A 12,379-nucleotide genomic window follows, 5' to 3' on the forward strand; every position below is an offset into this window, starting at 1 on the left:
TCACTTCGCGTACTTCTGCTTGTTCTCGGCGAGGACCTTGTTCGCGGTCCGCACGCCGTCGGCCAGCGCCTTGGCAGGGGACTCCTTGCCCAGCACGGCCTGCTGGACGGCCAGTTCGAGCGCCTTGGTCTGTACGTCGCCGAGGCCGGGCAGGGCGGGCAGGAACCGGAAGACGCCGACGTCGGCGGCGAGCGCGGTCTGCGGCAGCTTCTTGACCTCGGCCCCGGCCCGCACGCTGTTGCGGGCGGGGATCATGCCGGCCCGGGCCCACTCGGTGGACTTGGCGCTCATCTCGTCGATGAAGAACTTGGCCGCCTGCACCTTGTTCTTGTCGCGCCCCGCCTGCGAGGTCAGCACGAAGTTGTGGCTCGCCGTCCACACCGCGTCGGTGCCGCCGATGACGGGCACCTTCGACATCTGCCACGGCACGCTCCTGGCGGTGGCCTTCAGGTCGTTGATCTGCCAGATGCCGTCCCAGGTGAAAGTCACCTTGTTGTTCTTGAAGGCGTTGTACTGGGCGTCCTGGGCTACCTGGGCGGGGCTGTGCCCCTTGCGGACCTGCTCGACCATCCAGCCGAGGGCCTCCTGGCCGGCATCGGAGCCCCACAGCGCCCTGGTGCCCTCGGTGTCGTACAGCTCGCCGCCGAACTGCCACAGCAGCGTCATGAACATCAGGTGCGCGGGCCACTTGTTGGGCATCCAGAACGGGTGGGCGATCCCGGCGCCCTTCAGCTCGCCGAGGGCGCCCTCGAAACCCTCGCGGTCGGTCGGGGCCTTGTCCAGGCCGGCCTTCTTCAGGTGGCTCGCGTTCCAGTAGTCGGCGAGGCAGTGCACGTCGAGCGGGACGCTGTAGCGCTTGCCGTCGTAGACACCGGCCTCCCAGACGGCGGGGATGAAGTCCGACCCGGTCAGCTTCAGCGCCTCGACCACGTCGTCGAGCGGGATGAGGGTGCCGCGGGCGGCGAAGGTGGCGATCTGGTCGTTGTGCACGACCGCCACGTCCGGGCCCTTGCCGGCGGCGATCGCGGTGGGCAGCGCCGGGTAGAGGTCGGCCCACTGGCGGGTGGTGTTCTTGACCTCGATCCGGCCGGCGTAGCGCTTGTTGAAGTCGCGGAGCATGGCCTGCATGTGCGGGCCGTCGCCGCCGGTGAAGCCGTTCCAGTACTCCAGGGTGACCTTGGGGCCCTTGTACTCGCCGCCGCTGAAGGTGGGCGCCGAGTCGGCGCCGCCCTCGTCCGAGCCGATCTTGGTGCCGCCGCTGCACGCCGTGAGGAGTCCCGCCGCGGCTGCGGCCGAGGCACCCAGCAGTGTCCTGCGGGAGAGCGGGGAGGTGGGGATCGGGGTGGTGCGCATGGTGTGCTCCTCGGGAGTGGGCCGTGTCCGGGCCGGGTGCGATGGGTTCGGGGCCGGCGGGCGGGGTGGCGGACCGGGGGTCGGCGGAGGGGAAGCGGATCGGGGTCAGCGGGTGGCCAGGCGGATCATGGCCCAGGACACCGGCGGCAGTTCGGCGGTGAGCGCGCCGTCGTCGGTCTTGGTGCCGTCCACCCGGCGGGGCCGGACCCGGTCGGGCTGCTCGGCGGTGTTGACGGCGGCGGTGTCCTCGTCGTGCAGGACCAGGTGCTCCACGACGCGGGCGCCGGGGAAGGCCCGTACGTCGGCGGTGAGCCGCAGCGGCTCGGTGCGGTCCCGGTTGACGGCGAACAGCACGACGTCGCCGGTCTCCTCGTCGTGGGTGGCGGTCGCCCACAGCGCGGGCACCTCGCCGTACCTGGCGGTGTCGACCACCGGCGATTCCGGTTCCACGCGCAGCACGGTGCCGCGCGCGTACCGCGCCGTCAGCGCGAACGGGTGGAAGATCGTCTGGCGCCAGGCAGGGCCCTGCGGGCTGGTCAGAATGGGCGCGATCACGTTGGCGAGCTGCGCCTGGCAGGCCGCGCCCACCCGGTCGGCGTGCCGCAGCAGCGTGACGAGGAGGCTGCCCACGACGACGGCGTCGGTGACGTCGTAGACGTCCTCGATGAGTTCGGGGGCCGGACGCCAGTCCAGGGAGGCCTCGCCGCCGAAGCGGCTCTGGCGCCAGACGTTCCACTCGTCGAACGACAGCTTGATCTTCTTGCCGTTGCGCACCTTGGCGCCGATGTGGTCGGCGGTGGCGGTGATCGCGGAGATCATCCGGTCCATTTCGGCGCCGCTGGCGAGGAAGGAGTCGACGTCGCCGTCGACCGGCTCGTAGTAGGCGTGCAGGGACACGTAGTCGACGAACTCGTAGGTGTGCTCCAGCACGGTCGCCTCCCAGGAGGCGAAGGTGTCGATGTACGCGTTGGAGCTGCCGCAGGCGACCAGTTCCAGCGTGGGGTCGAACCGCTTCATGGCACGGGCGGTCTCGGCGGCGACCCGCCCGTACTCGTGGGCCGTCTTGTGCCCCATCTGCCAGGGGCCGTCGAGTTCGTTGCCCAGGCACCACATGCGGATGCCGTGCGGCTGTTCCACGCCGTGCGACCGGCGCAGGTCGGACAGGGTCGTGCCGGACGGGTAGTTGGCGTACTCGAGCAGGTCGAGGGCCTCGGCGGTGCCGCGGGTGCCGAGGTTGAGGGCCATCATCGGCTCGACGCCCGCCTTGGCGGCCCAGGCCATGAACTCGTTGAGCCCGAAGGCGTTGGACTCGATGCTCCGCCAGGCCAGGTCCAGCCGGCGCGGGCGCTCCTCGCGGGGGCCGACGCCGTCCTCCCAGCGGTGGTGGGAGACGAAGTTGCCGCCGGGGTAGCGCACGGTGGTGACGCCCAGTTCACGCACCAGGTCCAGCACGTCGGTGCGGAAGCCGTCCTCGTCGGCGGCGGGGTGGCCGGGTTCGAAGATGCCGGTGTAGACGCACCTGCCCATGTGCTCGACGAACGAGCCGAACAGTCGTCGGTCGACGGACCCTGTCCGGAAGGCCGGGTCCACGGTGAGGCGGGCGGTGGTCATGAAGCGTGACTCCCCTGGATCGGTACGGCGGGCAGCCGCGCGGCCTCGGGAGGCGGGCGCGGCAGGAGTACGATTACATCGTTGAAACAGCGTGGTAAATACCTACGGCAAGGTTCCGCCGAAAAAGTTTCGACCCCCTTCGGACCAGGGGCGGCGCACGTCAGGGACGTTCCGTGTGCGACGGTGAGACGCGTCACGGGCAGGAGCACCCCCGCGGGTGCGGTGGAGGTGATCAGGTGGGGGCGAGTCTCAAGGACGTCGCGGCGCTGGCCGGGGTGTCCGTGAAGACGGTGTCCAACGTTGTCAACGGCTATACGTACGTCTCGCCGACGACGCGCGAGAAGGTGGAGCGGGCGCTGGCGGAGCTGGACTACCGGCCCAACCTGTCGGCCCGCAACCTGCGCCAGGGCCGCACGGGCGTGATCGCCCTGGCCCTGCCCGAGCTGGACGCCCCCTACTTCGCCGAGCTGACCCGGTTCGTGATCGAGGCGGCCTCCGAGCGGAGCTGGACCGTGCTCATCGAGCAGACCGACGGCCTGCCGGACCGCGAGCGGGAAGTCCTGGACGGGGTGCGCGAACAGCGCATCGACGGGCTGATCTTCAGCCCGATCGCGGTGGGCCGCGAGGAGCTGTCGGCCCGCACGGACACCACCGCGCTGGTGCTGCTCGGCGAGCGGGTGCTGGACGGCCCGACCCATCACGTCGCCATCGACAACCAGCGCGCCGCCCGCGAGGTCACCGAGCACCTCATCGCGCTCGGGCACACCCGGATCGCCGCCATCGGCCGCCAGGAGAACCCCAGCGCCAACACCGCCCACCTGCGGCTGGCCGGCTACCGCGAGGCGCTGGACGCGGCGGGCATCGCCTACGACGAGCGCCTGGCACCGCCGACCGCGTCCTACCACCGCGCCGACGGCGCCCGGCTGATGCGGCAGTTGCTCGACCTGCCCGAGCCGCCGCAGGCCGTGTTCTGCTGCAACGACCTGCTGGCGCTCGGCGCGCTGCGCACCGCCCTGTCGTCCGGGCTGCGGGTGCCGCAGGACGTGGCCGTGGCGGGCTTCGACGACATCGAGGACGGCCGCTACAGCACGCCCACGCTCACCACGGTCTCCCCCGACAAGGCGCAGATCGCCCGCGTGGCCGTCGACATGCTCGACGCCCAGATCAACGGCCCGCGCCGCCAGGGCCGCCGCCTGCCGGACGCCCGGGAGGTGGCGGCGGACTACCGGCTGGTCGTGCGGGAGAGCACGGGGCCGGTGTGAGGGCCCCTTACGATCGGCTTCGGCATCGGCTTCCTGGAAAGGCGACGGCATGCGCATCGGACTGCTCGGCACCGGGCCCTGGGCCCGGATCGCTCACGCGCCCGCCCTGAGCGCTCACGACGGGCTGGACTTCACCGGCGTGTGGGGACGGCGCCCTGCGGCGGCGGAGGAGCTTGCCGCGGCGCACGGCACGCGCGCGTACGAGGACGTCGACGCGCTCCTGGCCGACGTGGACGCCGTGGCCGTGGCGCTGCCCCCGGACGTCCAGGCGGACCTCGCGGTGCGGGCCGCGCGCGCCGGGTGCCATCTGCTGCTCGACAAGCCGCTCGCCCTGACGGTTCCGCAAGGGCGGGCCGTGGTGGACGCGGTCCGGGAGGCGGGGGTCGCCTCGGTGGTCTTCTTCACGACGCGCTTCCAGCCGGAGCCGGAGGCGTGGATCGCCGAGCAGGCCGGGCGCGGGGGCTGGTTCACGGCGCGGGCGGAGTGGCTCGGCGCGGTGTTCACCGGGGACAGCCCGTTCGCCACGCCGTGGCGGCGGGAGATGGGCGCGCTGTGGGACGTCGGTCCGCACGCCCTGTCGGTGCTGCTGCCGGCGCTCGGCGACGTACGGCGGGTGGCGTCCGCCGCGCGCGGCCCCGGGGACACGGTCCACCTCGTGCTGGAGCATGCCGGTGGCGCTTCGAGCACGGTGACCCTGAGCCTGACGGCCCCGCCCGCCGCGGCGGGGGCGGCCGTGGAACTGCGCGGCGAGGCCGGCGTGCGGCTGATGCCGCAGGCCACGGAGGGTCCGGTGCCGGCGCTGGTCCGGGCGGCGGACGCGTTGCTGACCGCCGCCCGGTCGGGCTCCCCGCACCCGTGCGACGCGGGGTTCGCGCTACGGGTCACGGAGCTGCTCACGCAGGCCGCGGCCCTGCTGGGCGGCACCGGGGCCACGACCGGCCGGCGCCCGTCCGGCGGGGGCGGGCCGTGGGTCAGCGGCCCGGTCCCCGCACCTGGAGGTTGAGGCGTTCCTTCACCACCGGGTAGCCCGCCTTGGTGAAGTTCTGGGCCATGGGGAAGTTCCCCCGGTCCGTGGCCGCGGCGATGAACCGCGCGCCCCGCTCGGCGAGGAAGTGCGTGCACTCGGCCAGCAGGTCGTAGGCGTAGCCGTGGCCGCGGTGTTCCGGCAGGACGCCGATGAAGCCGACGCACGGGCCGGAGGGGTTGTGCGCCGGGATGTGGATGCCGACCGGCTCGCCGTCCGGTATACGGGCGATCTGCCACCACTCGCGCGGTGAGGGGAACCAGCGGAAGACGTCGAGTTCCTCCTGGGCCGCCCGGTCGAGTCCGCCCTCGGCGACGGCCCGCAGGGCGTGGGCGTCCAGGGTGACGGAGTGGATGCGGCGCAGCGCGGCGAAGAACACCGCGTCGTCCGGCTCCGGGCCGAACCGCAGGCGTCCGGGCCGCGCGGGCAGCCCGTGCTCGGGTGTCCAGCGGTAGATGCGGCGCTCGGCGAGCAGTTCGTATCCGGCCGCGCGGGCCGCGGCGAGGCGGGTGTCGGCCGCGGCGCGCAGCGTGGGGTCGGTGCGCCAGCCGTCGGGCAGGTTCAGTTCGATCTCCGCCTGCCAGGGGGCGGTCCGCAGGAGCTGGGCTCCCGCCTCCTCCTCCCCCTCGGCCACGTCGAACCAGTTGAGGACGATCGGCGCGGTGTCGTCGGGGCCGCCCCACCAGGCGCCGCGGGCGACGACCGTGCCGTCGCGCAGGGCGACGCGCTTCCAGTCGGGGCGGTGCCGGGTGAGCCGGTGCCCTTCGGCGGCGCCGAGCGGGTCGGGCATGGCGTCGAAAAGGTGTGCGTCGCGCGCGTCGAGCGCGCGGATGACCGTGTCGGTCATGGATTCCTCCGGGATGCTGCCGCGTGGCGCGCTCCCGGTCGGTTCAGACGTGACACGCCGGGTCAACGGGGAGGGAGCGCTGGTGACATGAGAACTGCACGGCTGCCTCCTTCCGTCGATCTTGGGGCGTGGCGTCCCCACGGTACGGCTCCCCGGGCGGGTCGTCCACCGGTTTTCGTCGCCGGACCGGCAACCCCGACAGAGCGCTCTTCAGCCGCCACTTAAAGGAGCCTTAACAGTCGATTAAGCCCTCCGGGCACGGCAGGCGGTTCGCGCGGGATGACCCAAGTGCCGGGTGACGAACGGGACTTGGCGGACGTATGACCGGTTGGCCGAGGCGGGGGTCGTGCGTAGCATCGGGGCCCCGCGGCGGCGTCACGCGCGTTCTGAGAGCGCTCTCTCACGTCGTGTGTCGTCCGTGTCCCGCACCGGAGCACCACCATCCCCCCACAGGAGACCGCCACATGACACCCCGTCACCAGCGCCCGTACGGCCGTCGCACAGTCCTCTTCGCTCTCGGCGGTGCGGCGGTGGCCGCGCCCGTCGTCGCCGCGGTGGGGCCGCACGCCCTCGCGGGCACCACCTCGGGGTCCGGCACGAAGGCCGCCGCGGGCGCTCTGCCGCTGACGATCGTGAACAACAGCGGTGCCTTCGACAACGCGAACGTCCACGTCTACATCGTGGGCAACACGGACGGCAGGCAGGTACGGGTCACTCCCGAGGGCACCCTCGCGCCCATCGCCCTGTCGGACAACGGCCCCGACGGCTTCACCGACTACGCCCTCAGCCTGTCCGGCAGCGACGAGACCCGGCTGTCCCTGCCGTACATGTCCGGCCGGATCTACGTCGCGCTCGGCGGGAAGCTCAAGTTCAGGGCCGTCGCGGACGGCAACGGCAACGCCGTACTCCAGTACCCGGCGGGCTGGGTGTCCTCGGACCCGAACCACGGCGTGCTGCACGACTGCGCCGAGTTCACGTACAACGCGTCGGGCATGTTCTGCAACACGACCATGGTCGACATGTTCAGCGTCCCGCTCGCCATCCGGCTCACCGGCGCCAAGGACCAGACGACCGGCACGGTCCGCGAGGGCGGGCGCGCCGCCGTGTTCGCCGCCGTGAGGCAGGTCGAGGAGTTCTCGCACCTGGTGGTCGGCGACACCCGCGTCATCGCGCCCGGGCACGGCCTGGACGCCGGGCTGTTCCCGGCCGACTACTTCGCGCCGTACATCGACGAGGTGTGGAGCACGTACACCGGCAAGGACCTCACGGTCACCACGAACGCCGGGACGTTCACCGGGCGGGTGCGCGCGGACCGGTTCACCTTCGACGGCCCCGCCCGGGTGGGCTTCGACAAGCCGTCCACCCGGGACGTGCTGTTCTGCGACGGCAGGCTGGCCGCGCCCAACGACGGCACGACCGGTCCGGTGGCCGCCGTGCTCGGCGCGGGCTTCAACCGCACCACCCTGATCAGCCACCCGGCGCAGCCGGCCACCGACCCCGCGGCCTTCTACCGCACCGGCCTGACCAACCACTACGCCAAGGCGGTGCACGCGGCCACCGAGGACGGCAGGGCCTACGGCTTCGCCTTCGACGACGTCGCCGACTTCGCCTCGTACATCCAGGACACGGCCCCCACGGGCTTCCGGCTGACGCTCACCCCGTTCTAGGGCCCCATCGGGCCCCGAGCGGGGCGAGAGGGCGGACGGCAGGACGGCGCCCCGCGGAGATCCCGCGGGGCGCCGTTCGCGCGTGACGACGTCAGTCGTTCACGCAGGCGTCGGTGGTGGACGCGGATGTCACTTGTTGATGCAGACGTTGCCGAACGCCGGGTTGAGCAGCCCACCCACGTTGACCGTGTTGCCGCAGATGTTGGTCTGGATGTGGACGGGGATCTGGACGACGTTGCCGGAGAGGACGCCGGGGCTGTTCTTCGCCACGCCCACGATCGGCCCGTCGCCCGCGCTCGCCGTACCGGCGCACGCCAACAGCGCGGCGCTGGCAAGTCCGACCGCGGCCATCACACGGTTACGCATGGAAAACTCCTGTCACTCGCTGGGACACGTGACTCCACATAAACCCGCCTCCCGCCGACGCGACATCGGTGAGCGTCCGAACGGGGGGCGCCGGGCCCCGGCCGGCCGTCCCGGCGAGGTTTCCCGGCGGCCCGGGAAGGTACCCCTGCACGGACAGGGAGCGGTCGGCTCCAGCGCGGTCCCCGGGCTTTTCCGGATGCACGGTGCACTCCGCCGTTGAATGGTGATATCGGACCCGATGACCGCACCGGGGCCGCCCCAGCGATCCGGACCCGAGGAGCAGAGATCATGTCGACGACACAGCCCGACGCGTCCCGGCCGCCCGAGGACCGCACCACCCCGGACGGCCTGCTCCACGCCCGCACCGGCACCGAGGTGTCACCGGAGGACCTGGTACTGGCCGCGGGCCGGGACCTCACCCCCCGCAATCTGGAATGGGCCAAGCGCAAGCTGGCGGCGGAGGGCCCCGCGGCCCTCGACAAGCTGCTGCCCTGAGCCGGGTACCCGCACGCCGGGGAGCCCGCCGAGCCGTGCTCGGCGGGCTCCCCGGGCGCTACGGCCGTGGGACGGCGCGGGCCGGCCCGTGTCAGGCGTCCCGGTCGTCCGGCAGCGCCGTCTCGTCCTCCACGATGTGCATGGCCGCCTCCTCGGCGCCCGCGGCGCCGCCGTCGATGCCCACGTCGTCGGCGACGGTCTCCTTCGTGGTGTCCGGGTGCGCCCCCTCGTCGGGGGCCACCAGACGGCCGGCGCGGACCGTGCCCGCCTCGGGGTCGACCGGCTCGCCCTCGCCGCCCGGCAGGTCGCCCACGCCGTCCCCGACGGGCTCCGTGTCGTCGGGAACCTCCTGGGCGAGCCGCTGGTCGAGGGTCTCGCCCTCGTGCTGCTCGGCGGCGGTCGTGCCGTACTTGGTCACGCCGAGGGGCTTCTCCGGCGGGGAGTAGCCCTCGTCCAGCGTGTCGTCGTAGGTCCGTTCGTCGACGGCGTCCTGCATGTCGAGGGGCGCGGCGTCCTCCTGCTCCTCGTTGGTCCCGGTGGGCTGGTACGCGTCGTCCGCCATCGGTTCCGTGCCCATGTGTGCCTCCCTGGGGCGCTGCGTCGACTCGCATCGTTCGGTGGGTCCTGATCCGCGTTTCCCGATGCGCGGGCCCTAACCTCATCGATCACCTGGTGCCACGTACGCCCGCAGGCGCTCCAGCCGGTGTTCGGTCCAGTCTCGGGCATAGCCGGCCGGGGTGGCCCCGGGCAGGGTGAGGTGGGCGACCGGGATGCGGCGGGCGGTGCCCCGGATCTCCGCGTCGGTGGAGTTGGCGTTGTTGCCGCGGGTCGCGGCCGAGGCGCAGCCGGAGTAGTAGCCGAGGGGGATGGCCTCGTGCCCGGTGAGCAGGCAGGGCGGGCGGACGCCGAGCCGGTGCAGGTCGGCGGCGGCGCGGGTCCAGGCCTGGCGGTCGGCGGTGTTGCGGGCGACGGTGTGCGTGAGCACCGCGTACTGCACGGCCAGATGCCCGGCGAGGCCGATGGTGACCAGCGCCACGGCGGCTGTGCGCCACCGGCCGCGCGGCGCGGTGACCAGGTGCCGCAGCGCGTCCGCGACCGCGAGGGACAGCAGGGCGTAGGCGGGCAGCAGGAACCGGGGCGCCGCGTAGCCGATCATGAACAGGTACGGGGCGGCGGCGGTGGTGGCGCAGGCCAGCGGGACCAGGGTGCGCGCGGTGCGCCCCGCGCGGACCGCGACGGCGAGCCCGAGGGCGGCCAGCACCGGCAGCGCGAACCACCACAGCGCCACCGCCGGGTGCGGCAGCGGTCCCACGCAGGGGCGGCACAGCGCCCGGCCGCCGAGGCTGCGCATCTGGTCGTCCACGGCGAAGTACCAGCCGAGGTGGCCCTGGACGCGGGAGGCCTCGTTCAGGCGCTCGGCGAGGCCGCCGAAGCCGGCGTAGGCCTCGATCACCCACGGGAGGGCCCCGGCCACGAGTCCCGCGACGAGCGGGAGAAGGGTTCGCCGGTGGCGGGCGGTGACGGCGAGGGCGAGCAGCGGAACCGTCACCCACACGGCGTCCGTGGGCCGCATCAGAGCCATGAGGAGCGCGCCGCCGCCGACGCCCCACAGGGCGGCGCGGTGGTCGCGGGCCCGCAGGAAGCAGCCGACGCAGACCAGGGCCCCGAAGGCGACCCAGAGGTTGGGCATGGCCTGCGGGCCGTAGAACAGCGTCACCCACAGGGTGGCGAACAGCGCGCCCGCGGCGGCCAGCACGCGGGCCGGGAACAACCCGCGCCAGGCGCGCAGCGCGAGGTAGAGGCCGATGCCGGAGAGCACGGCGAGGTAGACGCGCAGCAGTTCGGTGGAGGTCGACCAGGACGCGACGGGCGCCACGAGCAGCGTGACGCCGCGGGAGCGCGGCGCGCTGAAGAACGCCGCCGGGGCCTGCGGGCTGATCTGGCTGACGTACACGGTCTCGTCCCAGCCGAGGCCGAAGCCGGGGCGTACGAGGACCAGCTGGGCCAGTGTGAACAGGCCGGCCACCAGTATGAGCAGGCGGGTGCCGTGCTCCCGGCTGGGCGCGCCCGGCCCGGTCGCCGGTGCGTGTCGTCGCATACCCACGAGGATGGCGTCGGTGCCGCCGGTCATCGTCCGCCTCTCTGCCGCATGTCGCCGATTTTCCGGCCTTTCCGCCGGAGTGGGGGGATTTCCGGGGGAATCACCGCCACATTAATCACGCGGTGAGGGGCGCGTCGCGCGGGATTCGGCCACCTGCCCGGCGGCCCGCCTGCGGCTCGCGGGATTCCTGGCGGGTGTGCCGGGTGACAGACTCTGCGTGTGCCGCTGACTTTCGACGATCTCCTCAGCCGGGCCCGTGCCCTGCCCCGCGCCGGGCGGCGCGCGGTCCTCGGTGTCACGGGCAGCCCCGGCGCGGGCAAGACGACGCTCGCCGAGCATCTGGTGCGGGCGCTGAACGGGGACGGCGAGCCGTGGGTCGCGCATGTCCCGATGGACGGTTTCCATCTGGCGGACGCCGAGCTGGACCGTCTCGGCCGCCGCGGCCGCAAGGGCGCCCCGGACACCTTCGACGCGGCCGGGTACGCGGCCCTGCTCCGGCGGCTGCGCGAGGACCCGTGCGACGACGTGGTGTACGCGCCCGCCTTCGAGCGGGTCCTGGAGCAGCCGGTCGCGGGCGCCGTGCCGGTGCCGCCGACCGCCCGGCTGGTCGTGACGGAGGGCAACTACCTGCTGCTGGGGACCGGCGCGTGGGCGCGGGTGCGGGCGCAGCTCGACGAGGTGTGGTTCTGCGAGCTCGACGAGGAGGAGCGGGTCCGGCGGCTGGTCGCCCGGCACGAGGAGTTCGGCAAGGGCCACGACGAGGCGGTGGCCTGGACGCTGGGCACCGACCAGCGCAACGCCGGCCTGGTCGCCGCGACCCGGGACCGTGCCGACCTCGTGGTGCCGCCGACCGCGCTGCCGCGACTGGACGCCCGCGCCTGACGGGGTTGTTCGGTGCGGGGCAGACGCCCGCCGGTCACGCCCGCCCGGGGTCCGGCAGGCCGTCGGCGCTGACGTGCGACATGACGGCGCTGGCCACGCGGTAGCGGCCGTTGGGCACGTGCGGCGACCGGGTGACGTGCACCGTGAGGGGGCCCGGCCACATGTATCCCTGGCGTTCGCCGTGCCGGGCCAGGCTGTCGGTGAGCACCTGGCCCACCCGGCTGCCGCGTCGCGCGAGTTCGTCGTGCACGCAGTGGTGGAGTTCGACGGCGTACACGTTGGGTGCCATCTTGCGGCCCTCGCCGCAGACCACGGCGTTGCTGTCGCACTCCTCCCGCAGCGCGTCGAGGAGTTCGACCGGCTCCTTGTCCAGGAGCCGGGCCCACAGGGCCTCCCATCGGTGTTCCAGGGCCTGTTCCAGCGCGGTGAGCGCGCTCATGTGGTTGTCTCCTGCCGCTGTCGTCCGCTTCCTCGCACCGGTCTACTTCTCGTCGTAGTCGTCGGGCCGTACCCGGGCCTCCTCCAGCGCCTCGCGCAGGGTGCGGCCGGTGCCGCCGGGCGGGCGGTTCGCGTCCTCGGCGCGCTCCTGACGGCCTGTCCGGTCGCGGCGGCCGTCCAGGACCTCGTCGGTGGCGCCGGTCTTCGCCCGGTTCTCCTCGGGGACCGTCATGACGGTGACTCCTTGGGGTCGCGTTCGGGTCGTGTCGGGGTCGTGTGCGGATCTTCCCCGCCCGGGTTCCCGTCCGGCCCGCGCCTATCCCCCGTGCCCCG

The 12,379-nt window shown here is 73.2% G+C and carries 13 protein-coding genes; 5 read left to right on the plus strand and 8 right to left on the minus strand.

All coding sequences use genetic code 11. The features are described from left to right. Together AB0M97_RS18155 and AB0M97_RS18160 are read right to left on the minus strand one after the other, a co-directional pair. Entirely contained in the window at positions 1 to 1,353 is a 1,353-nt protein-coding gene (locus AB0M97_RS18155; RefSeq protein WP_365961864.1) for an ABC transporter substrate-binding protein, read from the minus strand. Positions 1,354 to 1,458: 105 nt separating this feature from the next. Then, on the minus strand, positions 1,459 to 2,964 hold the full coding sequence (locus tag AB0M97_RS18160) for an alpha-N-arabinofuranosidase (RefSeq protein WP_365961865.1): 1,506 nt from the start codon (positions 2,962 to 2,964) through the stop codon (positions 1,459 to 1,461). Positions 2,965 to 3,200: 236 nt separating this feature from the next. On the opposite strand from AB0M97_RS18160, the gene AB0M97_RS18165 reads away from it, so the two are divergent. Both AB0M97_RS18165 and AB0M97_RS18170 read left to right on the plus strand, forming a co-directional pair. Next, positions 3,201 to 4,226, plus strand: a complete 1,026-nt coding sequence (locus tag AB0M97_RS18165; RefSeq protein ID WP_365961866.1) for a LacI family DNA-binding transcriptional regulator — start codon at positions 3,201 to 3,203, stop codon at positions 4,224 to 4,226. A gap of 49 nt (positions 4,227 to 4,275) precedes the next feature. Next, complete coding sequence (locus tag AB0M97_RS18170) at positions 4,276 to 5,229, plus strand: Gfo/Idh/MocA family oxidoreductase (protein ID WP_365961867.1); 954 nt, start codon at positions 4,276 to 4,278, stop codon at positions 5,227 to 5,229. Here AB0M97_RS18170 and AB0M97_RS18175 read toward each other — a convergent pair. Continuing rightward, the gene (locus AB0M97_RS18175; RefSeq protein WP_365961868.1) at positions 5,198 to 6,097 is read right to left on the minus strand and encodes a GNAT family N-acetyltransferase; all 900 of its coding nucleotides are present in this window, start codon (positions 6,095 to 6,097) and stop codon (positions 5,198 to 5,200) included. The two genes, AB0M97_RS18170 and AB0M97_RS18175, sit on opposite strands and share 32 nt — an antisense overlap. A 464-nt stretch (positions 6,098 to 6,561) precedes the next feature. On the opposite strand from AB0M97_RS18175, the gene AB0M97_RS18180 reads away from it, so the two are divergent. Beyond that, the gene (locus AB0M97_RS18180) at positions 6,562 to 7,764 is read left to right on the plus strand and encodes a beta-1,3-glucanase family protein (RefSeq protein ID WP_365961869.1); all 1,203 of its coding nucleotides are present in this window, start codon (positions 6,562 to 6,564) and stop codon (positions 7,762 to 7,764) included. 129 nt (positions 7,765 to 7,893) lie between these two features. On the opposite strand, the gene AB0M97_RS18185 is transcribed toward AB0M97_RS18180, so the two are convergent. Next, on the minus strand, positions 7,894 to 8,130 hold the full coding sequence (locus tag AB0M97_RS18185) for a chaplin (protein ID WP_365961870.1): 237 nt from the start codon (positions 8,128 to 8,130) through the stop codon (positions 7,894 to 7,896). A 288-nt stretch (positions 8,131 to 8,418) separates the two neighbouring features. Between AB0M97_RS18185 and AB0M97_RS18190 the strand changes: the two genes are divergently transcribed. Continuing rightward, complete coding sequence (locus AB0M97_RS18190) at positions 8,419 to 8,625, plus strand: hypothetical protein (RefSeq protein WP_365961871.1); 207 nt, start codon at positions 8,419 to 8,421, stop codon at positions 8,623 to 8,625. Between the two features lie 91 nt (positions 8,626 to 8,716). Here AB0M97_RS18190 and AB0M97_RS18195 read toward each other — a convergent pair whose 3' ends face one another. Together AB0M97_RS18195 and AB0M97_RS18200 are read right to left on the minus strand one after the other, a co-directional pair. Further along, positions 8,717 to 9,202 (minus strand): DUF5709 domain-containing protein, encoded by a 486-nt coding sequence (locus AB0M97_RS18195; protein ID WP_365961872.1) that lies wholly within the window; start codon positions 9,200 to 9,202, stop codon positions 8,717 to 8,719. An 81-nt stretch (positions 9,203 to 9,283) separates the two neighbouring features. After that, complete coding sequence (locus tag AB0M97_RS18200; RefSeq protein WP_365961873.1) at positions 9,284 to 10,756, minus strand: hypothetical protein; 1,473 nt, start codon at positions 10,754 to 10,756, stop codon at positions 9,284 to 9,286. 189 nt (positions 10,757 to 10,945) lie between these two features. Between AB0M97_RS18200 and AB0M97_RS18205 the strand changes: the two genes are divergently transcribed. Beyond that, on the plus strand, positions 10,946 to 11,608 hold the full coding sequence (locus AB0M97_RS18205) for a nucleoside/nucleotide kinase family protein (RefSeq protein ID WP_365961874.1): 663 nt from the start codon (positions 10,946 to 10,948) through the stop codon (positions 11,606 to 11,608). A 34-nt stretch (positions 11,609 to 11,642) separates the two neighbouring features. Here AB0M97_RS18205 and AB0M97_RS18210 read toward each other — a convergent pair whose 3' ends face one another. Both AB0M97_RS18210 and AB0M97_RS18215 read right to left on the minus strand, forming a co-directional pair. After that, complete coding sequence (locus AB0M97_RS18210; RefSeq protein WP_365961875.1) at positions 11,643 to 12,047, minus strand: DUF3662 domain-containing protein; 405 nt, start codon at positions 12,045 to 12,047, stop codon at positions 11,643 to 11,645. A 42-nt stretch (positions 12,048 to 12,089) separates the two neighbouring features. Next, entirely contained in the window at positions 12,090 to 12,278 is a 189-nt protein-coding gene (locus AB0M97_RS18215) for a hypothetical protein (protein ID WP_365961876.1), read from the minus strand. Positions 12,279 to 12,379 lie beyond the last annotated feature (101 nt).

Source organism: Streptomyces sp. NPDC051207 (assembly GCF_040682395.1).
Taxonomy (GTDB): domain Bacteria; phylum Actinomycetota; class Actinomycetes; order Streptomycetales; family Streptomycetaceae; genus Streptomyces.